Origin of the sequence: Pseudoroseomonas sp. WGS1072 (assembly GCF_049340465.1) — a bacterium.
Lineage (GTDB): Bacteria > Pseudomonadota > Alphaproteobacteria > Acetobacterales > Acetobacteraceae > Pseudoroseomonas.
In genome coordinates, this window is record NZ_JBMPSU010000001.1 from 1,352,987 (window position 1) to 1,366,693 (window position 13,707).

Annotated in this window: 16 protein-coding genes; 4 read left to right on the forward strand and 12 right to left on the reverse strand. The window is 70.5% G+C overall.

Features of this window, described 5'->3' with window-relative positions; translation table 11 throughout:
- Positions 1-54 precede the first annotated feature (54 nt).
- Positions 55-1,950 (reverse strand): AMP-binding protein, encoded by a 1,896-nt coding sequence (locus tag ACF3NH_RS06460; protein ID WP_422922281.1) that lies wholly within the window; start codon positions 1,948-1,950, stop codon positions 55-57.
- Between the two features lie 118 nt (positions 1,951-2,068).
- Positions 2,069-3,736: an MFS transporter gene (locus ACF3NH_RS06465; RefSeq protein ID WP_422922282.1), complete on the reverse strand. Its 1,668-nt coding sequence runs from the start codon at positions 3,734-3,736 to the stop codon at positions 2,069-2,071.
- 475 nt (positions 3,737-4,211) lie between these two features.
- Here ACF3NH_RS06465 and ACF3NH_RS06470 point away from each other — a divergent pair, with 475 nt between their 5' ends.
- Both ACF3NH_RS06470 and ACF3NH_RS06475 read left to right on the forward strand, forming a co-directional pair.
- A complete protein-coding gene (locus tag ACF3NH_RS06470; protein ID WP_198367116.1) occupies positions 4,212-4,604 on the forward strand; it encodes a hypothetical protein in 393 nt (130 codons plus the stop codon).
- A 146-nt stretch (positions 4,605-4,750) separates the two neighbouring features.
- Entirely contained in the window at positions 4,751-5,200 is a 450-nt protein-coding gene (locus ACF3NH_RS06475) for a MarR family winged helix-turn-helix transcriptional regulator (protein WP_198367115.1), read from the forward strand.
- A 40-nt stretch (positions 5,201-5,240) separates the two neighbouring features.
- Here ACF3NH_RS06475 and ACF3NH_RS06480 read toward each other — a convergent pair whose 3' ends face one another.
- From ACF3NH_RS06480 to ACF3NH_RS06510, 7 genes are all read right to left on the reverse strand, one after another.
- The gene (locus ACF3NH_RS06480) at positions 5,241-5,651 is read right to left on the reverse strand and encodes a hypothetical protein (protein WP_198367114.1); all 411 of its coding nucleotides are present in this window, start codon (positions 5,649-5,651) and stop codon (positions 5,241-5,243) included.
- Between the two features lie 5 nt (positions 5,652-5,656).
- On the reverse strand, positions 5,657-5,929 hold the full coding sequence (locus ACF3NH_RS06485) for a glycine zipper domain-containing protein (RefSeq protein WP_422922283.1): 273 nt from the start codon (positions 5,927-5,929) through the stop codon (positions 5,657-5,659).
- A gap of 101 nt (positions 5,930-6,030) precedes the next feature.
- The gene (locus tag ACF3NH_RS06490; protein WP_198367112.1) at positions 6,031-6,222 is read right to left on the reverse strand and encodes a hypothetical protein; all 192 of its coding nucleotides are present in this window, start codon (positions 6,220-6,222) and stop codon (positions 6,031-6,033) included.
- A 41-nt stretch (positions 6,223-6,263) separates the two neighbouring features.
- On the reverse strand, positions 6,264-7,988 hold the full coding sequence (locus ACF3NH_RS06495) for a histidine kinase dimerization/phosphoacceptor domain -containing protein (protein ID WP_422922284.1): 1,725 nt from the start codon (positions 7,986-7,988) through the stop codon (positions 6,264-6,266).
- 62 nt (positions 7,989-8,050) lie between these two features.
- Entirely contained in the window at positions 8,051-8,269 is a 219-nt protein-coding gene (locus tag ACF3NH_RS06500; RefSeq protein WP_198367110.1) for a hypothetical protein, read from the reverse strand.
- Positions 8,269-8,913, reverse strand: coding sequence for a sigma-70 family RNA polymerase sigma factor (locus ACF3NH_RS06505; protein ID WP_232477215.1), 645 nt, complete (start codon positions 8,911-8,913; stop codon positions 8,269-8,271). Before ACF3NH_RS06505 ends, ACF3NH_RS06500 begins: the two co-directional genes overlap by 1 nt.
- Before the next feature lie 211 nt (positions 8,914-9,124).
- Entirely contained in the window at positions 9,125-9,709 is a 585-nt protein-coding gene (locus tag ACF3NH_RS06510) for a sigma-70 family RNA polymerase sigma factor (RefSeq protein ID WP_422922285.1), read from the reverse strand.
- Here ACF3NH_RS06510 and ACF3NH_RS06515 point away from each other — a divergent pair.
- Positions 9,697-10,422 (forward strand): PhyR family response regulator anti-anti-sigma factor, encoded by a 726-nt coding sequence (locus ACF3NH_RS06515; protein WP_198367109.1) that lies wholly within the window; start codon positions 9,697-9,699, stop codon positions 10,420-10,422. The two genes, ACF3NH_RS06510 and ACF3NH_RS06515, sit on opposite strands and share 13 nt — an antisense overlap.
- An 84-nt stretch (positions 10,423-10,506) precedes the next feature.
- Positions 10,507-10,668, forward strand: coding sequence for a DUF1328 domain-containing protein (locus tag ACF3NH_RS06520; RefSeq protein WP_198367108.1), 162 nt, complete (start codon positions 10,507-10,509; stop codon positions 10,666-10,668).
- 65 nt (positions 10,669-10,733) lie between these two features.
- Here the strand turns inward: ACF3NH_RS06520 and ACF3NH_RS06525 are convergent, their stop codons facing one another.
- From ACF3NH_RS06525 to ACF3NH_RS06535, 3 genes are all read right to left on the reverse strand, one after another.
- Positions 10,734-11,315 carry a DUF1643 domain-containing protein gene (locus ACF3NH_RS06525; protein WP_422922286.1) on the reverse strand — a complete coding sequence of 194 codons (582 nt, stop codon included), beginning with the start codon at positions 11,313-11,315 and terminating at the stop codon, positions 10,734-10,736.
- Between the two features lie 10 nt (positions 11,316-11,325).
- Entirely contained in the window at positions 11,326-12,456 is a 1,131-nt protein-coding gene (gene prfB, locus ACF3NH_RS06530) for a peptide chain release factor 2 (protein ID WP_422922287.1), read from the reverse strand.
- A 249-nt stretch (positions 12,457-12,705) separates the two neighbouring features.
- Positions 12,706-13,650 carry a calcium-binding protein gene (locus tag ACF3NH_RS06535; protein ID WP_198367105.1) on the reverse strand — a complete coding sequence of 315 codons (945 nt, stop codon included), beginning with the start codon at positions 13,648-13,650 and terminating at the stop codon, positions 12,706-12,708.
- Between the last annotated feature and the right edge of the window lie 57 nt (positions 13,651-13,707).

Below are 13,707 nucleotides of genomic sequence, written 5' to 3' on the forward strand. Positions count from 1 at the left end.
TCCGGCCGCCGGCCCCCTCCCGCGGGGCCGGCGCCGCCCTGGCGCGTCATGCCTCTAAGGGCGCCGCAGCACCGCGCCGATCTCCTCCAGGATGAGCGGATCGTCGATGGTGGGCGGCACGGCGACATCCTCGCCATCGGCCAGTTTGCGCAGCGTGGCGCGCAGGATCTTGCCGCTGCGCGTCTTCGGCAGGCGCTCCACCACCCGCGCCTCGCGGAAGGCGGCGACCGGCCCGATGCGCTCCCGCACCAGGGCGATCAGCTCGGCCGCGACCTCCGCCTCCGCCCGCGTCGCGCCGGATTTCAGCACGACGAGACCCAGCGGTACCTGACCCTTCAACGCATCCCGCGCCCCCACCACCGCGCATTCCGCGACATCCGGATGGGAAGCCAGGACCTCCTCGATGGCGCCCGTCGAGAGCCGGTGGCCGGCGACGTTGATGATGTCATCGGTGCGCGACATCACCCAGACATAGCCGTCCTCGTCGAGCATGCCGGCATCGCTGGTGTTGTAGTGGCCCGGGAAGGCGTCGAGATAGGCCTCGCGGAAGCGCGCATCGGCGCGGTAGAGGCTGGGCGCGCAGCCGGGCGGCAGGGGCAGGCGCAGGGCGAGGGTGCCGATCTGTCCCGGCGCGACCGGCTGGCCGGCCTCGTCGAGCGACACCAGCGTATAGCCGGGCGCCGGCTTGCCGCCGGAGCCCGGCCGCATCGGGAAGAGGCCGGCGCCGCGGAAGTTGCCGGTGATGCACCAGCCCGTCTCCGTCTGCCACCAGTGGTCGATCACCGGGCGGCCCAGCAGCCGCGCGGCCCAGACCGCCGTGTCCGGGTCGCAGCGCTCGCCGGCCAGGAACAGCGCCTCCAGCCGCGACAGGTCGTGGCGGCCGAGCAGACGGCCCTCGGGGTCTTCCTTCTTGATGGCGCGCAAGGCGGTCGGCGCGGTGAACAGCACCTTCACGCCATGCTCGGCGCAGACCCGCCAGAAGGCGCCGGCATCCGGCGTGCCGACCGGCTTGCCCTCATAGACGACGGAGGTGCAGCCGGCGAGCAGCGGCCCGTAGACGATGTAGGAATGCCCGACCACCCAGCCCACGTCGCTGGCGGTCCAGGAGACATCTCCCGCCTTCAGGCCGTAGAGCATCGCCATCGAATTGTGCAGCGCCACGGCATAGCCGCCGCAGTCGCGCAGCACGCCCTTGGGCTTTCCCGTCGTGCCGCTGGTGTAGAGGATGTAGAGCGGGTCGGTGGCGGCGACGCTGACGCAAGGGTGCGGTGCCGCGGCCGCCATGGCCTCCAGCAGATCCTCGTCGCGCCCCGGCTCCAGCGCGCCGGGCCAGGCCTCGCGCCGCAGGATCAGGCAACAGGCCGGCCGGTGCGGCGACATGGCCAGGGCGGCGTCCAGCAGCGGCTTGTACTTCACCAGCCGCCCGGGCTCGATCCCGCAGGAGGCGGCGATGACGGCCTTGGGCTCGGCATCGGCGATGCGCGCCGCCAGCTCCGCCGCCGCGAAACCGCCGAAGACCACGGAGTGCACCGCGCCGAGGCGGGCGCAAGCCAGCATGGCGATCACCGCCTCCGGCACCATCGGCATGTAGAGGACCACGCGGTCCCCCCGGCCGACACCGCGCAAGGCCAGGGCGCCGGCCAGCCGCGCCGTGCGGTCCAGCAGCTCGGCATAGCTCAGCCGCGCCTGGCCTCCCGTCACCGGGCTGTCCCAGATCAGCGCGGCCTGCGCGCCACGCCCCTCGGCGACGTGGCGGTCGAGGGCGTTGTGGCAGATGTTCAGCCGCGCATCGGGGAACCAGCGGCCATAGGGCCCCTGGCCGGCATCGAAGATGCGCTCCGGCGGCACCTCCCAGTCGATGCCGCGCGCCGCGGCCGCCCAGTATCCTTCCGGATCGGCCCGCCAGGCCTCGTAAAGGGCCTGATAGCCGGCATCCTGCGCGTCGGGCATGTCGCGCCCTCCCTGTTGCCGGACCCGCGCCGGGGCGGAGCCCGAGGCGGCCGGTCCTGTCCCTGGTGAACGGGGTGGCGGGAGGGAAGGCCCCTCCCGCGCCGGCTCAGCCGCGCGATCAGACGCGCGCGCGCGCCGCCTTCGCCCGCGGCACCTCCGCCATGTCCTCGGCGAAGATATCGCGATCCTTGGTCTCGGGCAGGAAGAAGGTCCCGATCACCACGGTCGCCAGTGCGATCACCACCGGGTACCAGAGGCCGTAATAGACGTCGCCGGTCTGCGCGATCATGGCGAAGGAGGTGGCCGGCAACAGCCCGCCGAACCAGCCATTGCCGATGTGGTAGGGCAGCGACATGGAGGTGTAGCGGATGCGGGTGGGGAAGAGCTCGACCAGCGCCGCCGCGATCGGGCCGTAGACCATGGTCACGTAGATGACCAGAACCGTCAGCACCAGGATCAGCACCGCCGGCTGTTCGCGGAACAGGTCGAAGGGATGCGCCATCTTCACCACGGTCGGGTTCGAGGCCGCGGGGTAGCCGGCGGCGGTGATCGCCGCGCCCAGGGTCTGGGTGAAGTTCGGCGCGGTGGAGTCGACGGTGACATCGCCGATCCGCACGCTCGCCGCCGTGCCGGGCGGCGCGCGCTCGACGGTGTAGTTGACCGAAAGTCGCGCCAGCGCGGCCTTGGCGATGTCGCAGGAATTGGTGAAGCGCGCCGTGCCCACCGGGTTGAACTGGAAGGAGCAGTCGGCGGGGTCGGCCTGCACCACCACATGGATGTTCTGATGCGCGGCGTGCAGCGCCGGATTGGCCTCGGCGCTCATCAGCTTGAAGAGCGGGAAATAGGTCAGCGCCGCGATCAGGCAGCCGCCCAGGATGATCGGCTTGCGGCCGATCTTGTCGGAGAGCCAGCCGAACAGGACGAAGCCGCCGGAGCCGAGCAGCAGGGCCCAGGCGATGAGCAGGTTCGAGGTATAGCCATCGACCTTCAGCACGGAGCCGAGGAAGAACAGCGCGTAGAACTGCCCGGTGTACCAGACCACCGCCTGGCCGGCGACGAGGCCGAACAGGGCGAGAATGGCCACCTTGGCGTTCTTCCACTGGCCGAAGGCCTCGGTCAGCGGCGCCTTGGAATGGGTGCCCTCCTCCTTCATCTTCTTGAAGGCCGGGCTCTCCTGGAGCTGCATGCGGATCCAGACGGAGATGCCGAGAAGCAGGATCGAGACCAGGAAGGGAATGCGCCAGCCCCAGTCGTTGAAGGCGGCCTCGCCCAGCACGCCGCGGGTGAAGAGGATGACCAGCAGCGAGAGGAACAGGCCGCCCGTGGCGGTGATCTGGATGAAGCTGGTGTAGAAGCCACGGCGGCCGTGCGGCGCGTGTTCCGCCACATAGGTCGCTGCGCCGCCATACTCGCCGCCCAGCGCCAGGCCCTGCAGGCAGCGCAGCACGATCAGGATGATGGCCGCGGCGATGCCGATCTGGTCTGAGGTGGGCAGGATGCCGACGATGAAGGTCGAGGCGCCCATGATCAGGATGGTGACGAGGAAGGTGTACTTCCGCCCCACCAGGTCGCCCAGCCGGCCGAAGACCAGGGCGCCGAAGGGCCGCACCAGGAAGCCGGCGGCGAAGGCCAGCAGCGCGAAGATATTGCGCGTCCCCTCCGGGAACTGGCTGAAGAACTTGGCCCCGATAATGACCGCCAGGGAGCCGTAGAGGTAGAAATCGTACCATTCAAAGACGGTGCCAAGCGAAGAGGCCAGGATGACGCGTCTCTCCTCACGCGTCATCGGCCGGTTCGCATCGCCCGTCTGAGGAGACGTGGAGCGAAGCGTCGAGCCCATTTTCCCTACCCTTCCCGGCTGGCTGCGGCGGGGCCGCGGCCGGGTCTCCTTATTGTTGATGGTCCCGCGCTCTTGGTCACGCGGTCAGCCTTTCCGCCGCCTGCGAGGGGCGGTCGGGCATGCTGCCCGGATTGTGGCGTGGTGGAGAAGGGCAAGGGAATCAGGATCGTCAGCCGGGCCGTTTTATGACATATTATTCATCTTCTTCAGGACCGTCCGCTCCCGGCCGGGCACGCTGCAACGCTGGCATCGCCTCGGTCGTTTGTCCGGCGAAGCATGCGCCTCGGGACATGACGGCAGGCCCCGAGGCATGGCCGGGACGCAGGGCCGATGGGCCTCCCGGTCCCGCATGAGGCGATAATGCGGCTAGCATCTTCCTGGCGGCGGCGTCAGCATGCGGAGGAGGAAGGAAGAGGCCCGGATGGATATGCTGCGCAGTCTGGCTGACCACTCGATCCGTCGCGTGCTGTGTGCCGCGGCTCTCGCCATTCTCGCCGTCATGTTCGGGCTGGGGGAGGATCCTGTCCTCGCCCTGCAAAGCGGCGCCCTCATGACCGCCGCGGTCTGGCTCGGCCTGTGGGGCGCCGCCCTGCAGATCCCCCGCATCGATCTGCGCCGCACCGGCCTCTGGCGGCAGCTTTCCGCCCTGGCCGGCGAGGGCGGGCGGCGCCTGCGCGGCCCGGACGGTCATCGCCAGCTCGCCGCCGTCCTGGCGGAGCGGCTGATGTGGCACGCCGACCGCGCCGGCCTCGCCGCGCTGGGCCTGGCCGGCGCCACCTTCGCCCTGCAGGGCTATCGCGTCCTGCGCGGGTAGCCGCCGCCCCTGGTCCGAGGTGTCCCCGCCCGGGGCGTGACCCGGTTGACGGATGCGGGCACGAGGCCAATGCTGCGTGCGCTCATTCACCGCTGACGAGGTGCGCCGCCATCGCCGACCAGGACATCACCCTGCTGATCGACGCCGTGCGCGAGGCCGGCGCCGCCCGGACCGGGGCGCCAGGCTACCGGCTTGAGGAATCGGTGGGGCACCTGCTCCGCCGCGCCCACCAGCGGCATGCCTCGCTGTTCCAGGATCGCGGTGCCGTCGGCGGGCTGACCTCCACCCAGTTCGCCACGCTCCTGAAGCTGGGCGAGATCGGACAGGCGACGCAGAACGCCCTGGGCCGCGCCGTGGCGCTCGATCCGGCGACGATCCAGGGCGTGGTGGCCCGGTTGCGCGGAAGGGGACTGCTGGAGGTCCGGCGCGACCCGCTCGACCGCCGGACCGTGGTGCTCTCCCTCGCGCCCGAGGGAAAGGCGGTGCTGGAGGAGGCGACCGAACAGGGGCGCCGCGCCAATGAGCAATTGCTCACGGCGCTGGACCCCGCGGAGCGGCAGATGCTGATGCACCTGCTGCGGCGCCTGCTGGACTGAGGCCCCACCGGGCCGGGCGGCGGTTGCCGCCCTTCCCGTGCTAGCGGCGCCGGCGGAACAGCCCGAACAGCAGCCCCATCATTCCGGAAGAGCGGGCGATACCGCCCAGCAGGGGCACCACGCCGAGGCTGGCGCGGGTCTGCGCGATGGCATTGTCCCGCAGGATGCGCGCCTCGATCTCCGCCCGGCTCGGCGCGTCCCGCATCGCCAGCAACCCGAGGACCAGCACCAGCACCAGATCGGCCCCCAGCAGCGTCCCGGCACGGGCCAGCGGCGTCCATTCGAGCGGCAGCGCCAGCCAGGCGACCACATGCAGCATGACCAGGGCGGCGCAGGCGAAGACCGCCGCGATCATGCCGAAAAGGGCCCGCCACACGTAGCGCTTGGCCTGGAGGCCGAGCACCACGCGCTCGGCCTCCAGGGAGACGGCGGCAAGCCGGAAGGGGCGCATCGGCGTCAGCGGCGCAGAAGCTGGGCGATTAGGAAGCCGACGCCGACCGCCACGGCCACGGTGGCCAGCGGCCGCTCACGCATGAAGTCCACGGCGTGATCGGCCTCGTGGCGGGCGGTGCTCTTGGCACGCTGCGCCAGATGCTGCGCCTTGCCGGCCGCGCGGGAGACGGCCGGGGTGATTTGCTCCTCCATCAGATCCTCCACCTTGCGGCGAAGATCGGCGATGCGATCCTCGACGGAGGAGGTGTCGAAGGAGGAGGACGAGCTGCGGGCCATGAATGGTGCTCCTGTTCTGCGAGGCGGTCTGCCTGGACCTAACGTGACCTCCGGGCGACCAGTTGCCGGCCGGGGGGCGGAGCCGCCCCGGCGCGGCGGACTCAGTCGAGGGCGCGGTCGATGCTACGGCCCATGCGCTCGCCCGGCCCCTTCGGCGGGTCGATGGTGTCGCGGATGTTCTCACCGGCACGGTCCAGGCCGCGCCCGGCCCGCTCGCCGGGCCCCTCGCTGCAGGCCATCATCGGCAGGGCCAGGGCCAGGACGGGAAGCGTCAGGCTCATCAGTTTGCGCATGGAAATCCGGATCCTTCTCGGTTTGATCGGAGAACGCACGCTCAAGCTTCTGGTTGCGCCGCCACCTGCTCGTTCCCCCCCTCGGCCCTTTCCCTGCGGAGCGGCGGCTCGGGCTCGGCCTCGCGGCGCCGCAGGGTGAAGCGCAGGCGAAGCTCGGTGCCCCCCGCCTGCCGGATCTCGACCTCGCCGCCGAGATGCTGGGCGAAGCCACGGATCAGCGTCAGGCCGATACCCCGGTCCTGCGCATTGTCCTCCAGGCGCAGGCCCAGCCCGTCATCCCGCACGGTCAGCGTCACCTCGTCCCCCTCGGCATGCACGGCGATGGTCACGGTGCCGCTGCGCGCGTCCGGGAAGCCGTGCTTGATGGCGTTGGTCACGGTCTCGGTGATCAGCAGGGCGAGGGAGACGGCCTGGTCGGTGAGGATCTCCAGCTCGTCCGCCTCCACCGCCAGCTTGATCCGCTGCCCCGGCCGTTCGCCCATGGCGGCGAAGAGCTGATGCCCCAGCTCCTCGAGGAAGGGGCGGAGCGCGATGACCTCGAAGGTGCGGTTGGTGTAGAGGTGGCGGTGCAGCGTCGCCAGCGCCTGGACACGGTCGCGCGCGGTGGCGAACTCCGCCCGGGCGCGCGGATCGCGCAGGCGGCCGGCCTGCAGGTTCAGCAGCGAGGCGACGATCTGCAGGTTGTTCTTCACCCGGTGATGGATCTCGGCCATCAACAGGTCCCGCTGGCGCAGCGCGGCCTGCAACTCCTCCTCGCGCCCCGCGATGGCGCGGGCGGCATCATCGAAGGCCTGCTCCAGCGCCTGCACCTCCTCCGGCTCGCCACGCTGGGCGGCGCGGCCGAAGGGCGCCCCGGGCTGCCAGCCGCGCACCCGCGCCGCCAGGCGCCGCAGCGGCCGGGCGATGGCGATGTCGGCGCCGACGACGATGACCACGAGGCAGGCCAGCAGGAAGGCCGCCAGCTCGGCCACCCGCCGCAGCAGCACCGCCATGGCGGCGCTGCGGATCTCGCCGATCGGCAGGCCGACCAGCACGCTCAGCCCCGGCGCGAGACGGGCGCTGGCATAGGCGTAGTCCGCCCCGGCCTGGGAGCGCGCCTCCAGCGCGGCGATGCCCGAGGCGTCCTGCAATTGCCGGAGCATCCCGGGTTCCGGCAGTTCGATCGCGCCCGCCTGGGTCAGCGGCAGCGCGCTGCCCTCCGCGTCGACGAGCCAGATGCGCTGCCCCTGGCGACCCTGGTCCCGGCCTTCGCTGCGAACGAAATACTCGAGCAGCAGGCCGGCGGCGATGACCCCCTGCGCCTCGCCCTCGGCAAGGATGGGCACCGCGCCGATGATGACGGGGCGGCCGGTGACGGCGCCCTGCTGGAAAGGACCGAGAATAAAGTCCCGACCCATCATGGCGCGGTGCGCTGTCGCGGAATCCTTCTGGGGCGTGGTCAGGAGCGCGATGCTGCTGCACCGGGTCTGCCCGTCGCGGTCCATGACCCAGATGTTGGAGTAGCGGCCCGGATTGGCGGCGCTGAAGGTGGAGAGAAGCGTGCTGCAGCTTTCCGCCGTGTCGCGCAGCAGGCGCGTGTCGGTGGCGATGCCCTGCAGCGTCTGGCGCAGGCTCGCGATGGTGGAGCCGTGCCGGGCCGCCGCGATATCGACCAGGATCGTGGCGTTGCGCCGGCCCGCTGCCAGTTCCGCTTCGTAGCTCAGAACGGCATTGGCGCCAGCGATGCCGATGACAGGCACGCTGGCGACCATGAGCAGCAGCAGCATTCGTCCGCGGACGCCGCGGAGCAATCGGTGCAGCGCCCACCCTTTCGGGGGCGCCGAAGAACTCACGTCGTTTTCTTCCCCGTCCGATCGTCCTCGATCAACCGAAGCAGTTCCTCAGGGATGGGCTCCTTAGCCACGCCGTCGAACATGGCGTGGAGCCCCCGCTGTAGCCAGATGTCGAACGCCGCATCCGGCGTGCCCTTGCGCGCACGCCCGCCGGACGGGCGCTGCGATGATTTCCCGGGCTCCGCCAAAACACGCTTGTCCGCTCTCTGATCCATCAGCTTCCCAAATGCAGGGCCTGCGTTCCGGTTGCACGGCCGGCGGTGCGAAGGCTAGCATCCCGGCGGCGCGTCTCGCCAGCCTCGGCCGGTGCCGCCTTGCGGCGCGCGACCTGCGGCTCGCCGGTCAGCCAGGCCTCGAGCTGACGCCGGGCCCGGAAGACGCGGCACTTGGCGGTGCCGACCGCGCATTCCATCACCGCGGCGGCCTCCTCGTAGGACATGCCCTGCACCGTCACCAGCAGCAGGGCGGTGCGGTGATCCGCGGGCAGATCCGCCAGGCGGCGGCGCAGTTCGCGGAGCGCCAGGCTGTCCTCCTGGGCCGCCGGCCGGGCCAGCGCCTCCGCCGGGGCGCTGTCCATGTCGCAGGTGTCGCGCTTGCGGCGGATGTCGGAGAGGAAGCGGTTGCGCAGGATGCGGAACATCCAGGCGCCGAAATTCGTGCCAGGGGTGAAGCTCGCCTGCGCGGCCAGGGCGTTGCTGACCGCCGCCTGGACCAGATCGTCGGCATCGGCCCGGTTGCGGGTCATGGAGACGGCCTGCACCCGCAGACGCGGCAGGATGGCCACGAGCTGGTCATGAAAGCTCGCCGTCGCGGTGGCGGAGGTGCGATCGGCTTCGAGGGTGGCCATCTCATGGGTCATGATTGTCTTCTCGCCTTGCATGACCCACCAATGAACGGCCGAAGGAGAGGGTTGCTTCCGACATGGCCGAAAAACGCATATCAGGCATGCGTTTTCTTCCGGAAACCTTTTGGCCGGTGCGCGCTTGTCGCGGCAATCCATGCCTGCCACGCCCCACTTCCGCCTCATCGGCCCACCGATCCGGCATCGCCCGGCCCGGCGCCTTTCCGCATCAATCCTCCACGGGCCCTTCTCCGGCGGCCGGCGCGGACTGGAACCGCCGCGCAAGCGCCAGTCGCGCACGCGACACCCTGGCCTTGACCGTGCCCACCGGCACCCCGCAGACCGCAGCCGCCTCCTCGTGAGAGAGGCCATGCGCGCCGACCAGGATCAGCGCCTCGCGCTGGGGCAGCGGCAGCCCTTGCAGAGCGCGCGCCAGATCCGACATCTCACCATGCATCTCCTGACCGGGAGGCGCCTGGCCCGGTTCCGGCAACTGCTCCAGCACCCGCTTCTCCGTGCCCCGCCGACGCGCCTGCTCCAGGAAGACGTTGCGCAGAATCCGGAACATCCAGGCCCGCAGGCTGGTTGCAGGATCCCATTGCGTTTCGGACCGCAATCCGCGCAACACGGCTTCCTGGACCAGATCGTCGGCCAGGAAGGCGTCGCGCGCCAGGAAGCGGGCAAAGGCCCTCAGATCCGGCAACACGGCGGGAAGCCGCGTCCGGATCGGGTCTGTTTGATTGGACATTCTTTCCTGTTCAAAGTTCTGCTGCAGCTTAGGACCGATACGAGGGCCACGATATGAACGCCGCACACCACGCCGAGCTTCTGCGGGCCCTGCCCCCCGCGCGGCGCTATGCCCGCGCCCTGACCGGCAGCCAGGCGGAGGGCGATGCGCTGGTCGCCAGCGCCCTGCGCGAGGGCCTGCCGCCGGACCTTCCCCCCCGGCTGTCGCTGTACGCCGGCGTGACGCAGATGACGCCCGTGCGGGAAGGCGCGGCGGGCGGCAGCCTCACTCTGCGGCACCGGCAGCTCCTGCTGTTGACCGCGCTGGAGGAGCTGACCGCCCAGGAGGCCGCCCGCGTCGTCGGCGTGCCGCTGGACGTGGCGGAGACCGAGCTGTCGGAGGCGCGGCAATCCCTGCGCGACGCCGCCGCCACCGACATCCTGGTGATCGAGGACGAGCCGATCATCGCCATGGATGTGCGCCAGCTGGTCGAGGCCTGCGGCCACCGGGTGATCGGCGTCGCGGCCAGCGAGGCGCAGGCGGTCCGGCTGGCGCAGGAGCGGCACCCCGGGCTGATCCTGGCCGACGTGAACCTCGGCATGGGCGGGGACGGGATCAACGCCGTCAACCGCATCCAGCAGGAGCTGAAGGTGCCGGTGGTCTTCGTCACGGCCTATCCGGAGCGGCTGCTGACGGCGGAGCAGGTCGAGCCCGCCTTCGTCATCAGCAAGCCTTTCGAGCCGCTGGCTCTTGCCATCGCGACCTACCAGGCGGTTTCCGCGACGGTTCCCATCGGCTGAAACCGTGATCCGAAGCACGGCGTTCCTCCGGTCGTCATGCCCCGCAACTCCGGCGAGGGCGACAGGACCGAAGGAGACGTCACCGTGCTTTACTGGACACTGATCTTTCTCGTCATTGCCCTGGTCGCCGGCGTGCTGGGCTTTTCCGGCGTGGCCTCGGCGGCCAGCGGCATCGCGAAGATCCTCTTCGTGATCTTCCTGGTCCTGTTCCTGATCTCGCTGGTGGCGGGACGCGGCTGGGCCTGACACGAGGCCTCGCCGGCGAAGGCGTCGCGAAGCCGTTCTCCGGCGCCTTCAGTCCGACCCGGCCCTCAGCCCATGTTCCAGGGCACCGGCCGGGTGTCGCCGGCGATATAGAGCGGATGTCCCGGCTGGCCCGATTGCGTGACCCGGAGCGCCAGCGGCGCGATCCCGGCGGCCCGCAACAGGGCCGCCACCTCCGGGCCCCGCCCGCGCAGCGGCCGCGGCGGCAATCCCCAGGCGGCGATCACCGTCTCGGCTCGCGCCGCCCCCTCGCCGATCGCGGCGTCGTTCCCCGGCCCGACCGGATCCTCCGCCCGGAGCAGCATGGCCGGGCTGGTGGCACGCAGGGCGAAGATGTTCAGCACCAGCATGGCGCCATATCCCCAGCGGCGGGTGAAATCGCGGCAGCGGCGCACGGTGGGGTCGTCCACCTGCTCATCGGCGGTGGAGGGGTTCATCATGATCCAGGCGACGCAGCCCGGCGTGCCGAAGGGCTTCCCGTCCCAGCGCCGCTCCAGGACGGTGCGGTAGCGGCCGCAATCGGAGAAGACCGCGCGGCTGACCACATCGCCCGAGACTGCCAGCCGCACCTTGCCGCCGGGGTCGTGGCGGTCCTGCGGGCGGAGGGCCCCGGGGAACAGGTCGGTCATGCCGGCACCCTCACCGCGCGGCGGCGCTGGCATCCGAACGGTGCGCCCCGACACGGGAGGCCAGGGCGGCGGCCATGAAGTCGTCCAGCTCGCCATCCAGCACCGCGTCCGGATTGCCCTTCTCGACGTTGGTGCGGAGGTCCTTCACCAACTGGTAGGGCGCCAGCACGTAGGAGCGGATCTGGTGGCCCCAGCCGATGTCGGTCTTGCCGGCCTCGGTGGCGGCGTTGACCTCCTCGCGCTTGCGCAGCTCCAGCTCGTAGAGACGCGCCTTCAGCATGTCCATGGCGATGGCGCGGTTGCGGTGCTGCGAACGGTCCTGGGTCGAGGCGGCGACGATGCCGGTCGGGATATGGGTGAAGCGGACGCCCGACTCGGTCTTGTTGACGTGCTGGCCGCCGGCGCCGGAGGCGCGGAAGGTGTCGGTCTTGAGGTCGGCCGGGTTGATCTCGATCTCGATCTTGTCGTCGATCACCGGGAAGACGTAGACGCTCGCGAAGCTGGTCTGGCGGCGCGCGGCGGCGTCGAAGGGGCTGATGCGCACCAGCCGGTGCACGCCACTCTCGGTCTTGAGCCAGCCATAGGCGTTGGGGCCCGTCACCTGGATGGTGGCGGACTTGATGCCGGCCTGCTCGCCCTCGCTCTCCTCGGTGAGCTGCACCTTGTAGCCGCGCTTCTCGGCCCAGCGCTGATACATCCGCAGCAGCATCTGCGCCCAGTCCTGCGCCTCGGTGCCGCCGGCGCCGGCATTCACCTCCACGAAGCAGTCGCGCATGTCGGCCTCGCCGGAGAGCAGGCTCTCGATCTCGCGGCGCTTGGCCTCGGCGGCGAAGGCCTTCAGGTCGGCCACGGCGGCGTCGGCGGTCGCGGCGTCGCCCTCCGCCTCGGCCAGCTCGATCAGCTCCAGAGCATCGGCGACGTTCTGCTCGAGCGCCTTTACGCCCTCGATCTGGTCGGCCAGCCGGTTGCGCTCGCGCATCACCGCCTGCGCCTCGTCGGGCTTCTCCCAGAGGGTCGGATCCTCGGCGCGGGCATTCACCTCATCGAGGCGGCGCAGCGCCACGTCCCAGTCGAGATGGCGCCGCAGCAGGTCGATGGAGTCCTGGATCTGGCCGCGCAGGGCCTCGGCATCGGCTCGCATCCTGTCACCCTTTCGGTCTGCGGTGGTGCCCGGAAGACGGGAAACACCGCGGGCGCCCACCCGGACGGGCCGGGCTTCCCGATCGTCCGGCGGAGGGCCGGCGGCGACGAGGCTGGGCGGAGGCAGGGGGGATTACTATCCCGCCGCCCAGGGTGTCCAGGGGGCGGCGGCCGGAAGAGGCCGGAAGCATGGCGGGAGGCGCCTGGATGGCGGAGCCACCCGGCGCCCCCCCCGATCGAAGGATGCGGATCAGGCGATGAGGTGATCCGTGCGGCCCTCGCCGTGGCCATAGGTGATGTAGTGCGCCGTGGCGGCGTCGAGATCGTGGCCGAAGGCCGCCTGCAGGTCAGTGTACTTCGCCAGGTAGGTCTCGGCATCGAAGCTGTCGCGCGAGCGGCCCTCGGCGAAGCCGTGATTGATGAAGTGCAGCGTGCCGGCGGCATAATCGGGACCGAAGGCCTCGATCAGGTCCTCATGCGAGGCGATGTACTCCAGCGCGTTGAAGTCGCTGCGCTCGCGGCCTTCCTTGACGCCGTAGTTGATGTAGTGCGCGGCGCCGGCCTCGACATTGGCGCCGAAGGCGGCGATCAGGTCGTCATAGGAGGCGATGTAGGTCAGGCCGTCGAAGCCCTGGTCGCTGCGCCCCTCGGCATGGCCATAGGTGATGAAGTGGTTGTAGCCGAGCTGGGCATTGGCCCCGAAGGCCTGCACCAGGTCGTCATAGGCGGCGAGGTAGTTCAGGCCGTTGAAGCTGTCCGTCGCGCGGCCCTCGGCGTGGCCGGCCTCCACGTAATGCCAGGTGGCCTCCACGGCATTGGTACCGAAGATGCCGATCAGGTCGGGGTTGGAGGCGACGTAGCGCTGCGGGCTGAAGGCCGGCACATCCAGCGTCAGCAGGCTGTCGGAAAACTCGAAGCGGGTGACGTTGACGGCATAGTCGAGTGCGCCGTCCAGCAGGTTCTCGACCAGCACGACGCCGCCGAAGGTGCTGATGGCATAGCTCGCGGCGGAGCCGGAATAGACGGCCGTGTCGAGGCCGGGGCCGCCGTCCAGGAAGTTGGTGCCGCCGCCGCCGATCAGCCGATCATTGCCGTCGCCGCCGAAGATGTAGTCGGCGCCATCGCCGCCGACCAGCGTCTCGTTCCACGCGAGACCGACCAGGACATTCTCGGGATGAACATAAGGGCGAGCCATGATGTGCGTTTCTTCCAAAATTGCGCCAATGCCGGGCTGAGGATCATTACCACCCGG

Bases quoted from the DNA above. Each gene is read 5' to 3' on its own strand.
- ACF3NH_RS06500 (WP_198367110.1), bottom strand. From the start codon at position 8,269: ATGGATCAGAGAGCGGACAAGCGTGTTTTGGCGGAGCCCGGGAAATCA.
- ACF3NH_RS06515 (WP_198367109.1), top strand. From the start codon at position 9,697: ATGAACGCCGCACACCACGCCGAGCTTCTGCGGGCCCTGCCCCCCGCG.
- ACF3NH_RS06495 (WP_422922284.1), bottom strand. From the start codon at position 7,988: ATGCTGCTGCTGCTCATGGTCGCCAGCGTGCCTGTCATCGGCATCGCT.
- ACF3NH_RS06490 (WP_198367112.1), bottom strand. From the start codon at position 6,222: ATGCGCAAACTGATGAGCCTGACGCTTCCCGTCCTGGCCCTGGCCCTG.
- ACF3NH_RS06460 (WP_422922281.1), bottom strand. From the start codon at position 1,950: ATGCCCGACGCGCAGGATGCCGGCTATCAGGCCCTTTACGAGGCCTGG.
- ACF3NH_RS06470 (WP_198367116.1), top strand. From the start codon at position 4,212: ATGGATATGCTGCGCAGTCTGGCTGACCACTCGATCCGTCGCGTGCTG.
- ACF3NH_RS06525 (WP_422922286.1), bottom strand. From the start codon at position 11,315: ATGACCGACCTGTTCCCCGGGGCCCTCCGCCCGCAGGACCGCCACGAC.
- ACF3NH_RS06480 (WP_198367114.1), bottom strand. From the start codon at position 5,651: ATGCGCCCCTTCCGGCTTGCCGCCGTCTCCCTGGAGGCCGAGCGCGTG.
- ACF3NH_RS06465 (WP_422922282.1), bottom strand. From the start codon at position 3,736: ATGACGCGTGAGGAGAGACGCGTCATCCTGGCCTCTTCGCTTGGCACC.
- ACF3NH_RS06505 (WP_232477215.1), bottom strand. From the start codon at position 8,913: ATGACCCATGAGATGGCCACCCTCGAAGCCGATCGCACCTCCGCCACC.
- ACF3NH_RS06535 (WP_198367105.1), bottom strand. From the start codon at position 13,650: ATGGCTCGCCCTTATGTTCATCCCGAGAATGTCCTGGTCGGTCTCGCG.
- prfB (WP_422922287.1), bottom strand. From the start codon at position 12,456: ATGCGAGCCGATGCCGAGGCCCTGCGCGGCCAGATCCAGGACTCCATC.
- ACF3NH_RS06485 (WP_422922283.1), bottom strand. From the start codon at position 5,929: ATGGCCCGCAGCTCGTCCTCCTCCTTCGACACCTCCTCCGTCGAGGAT.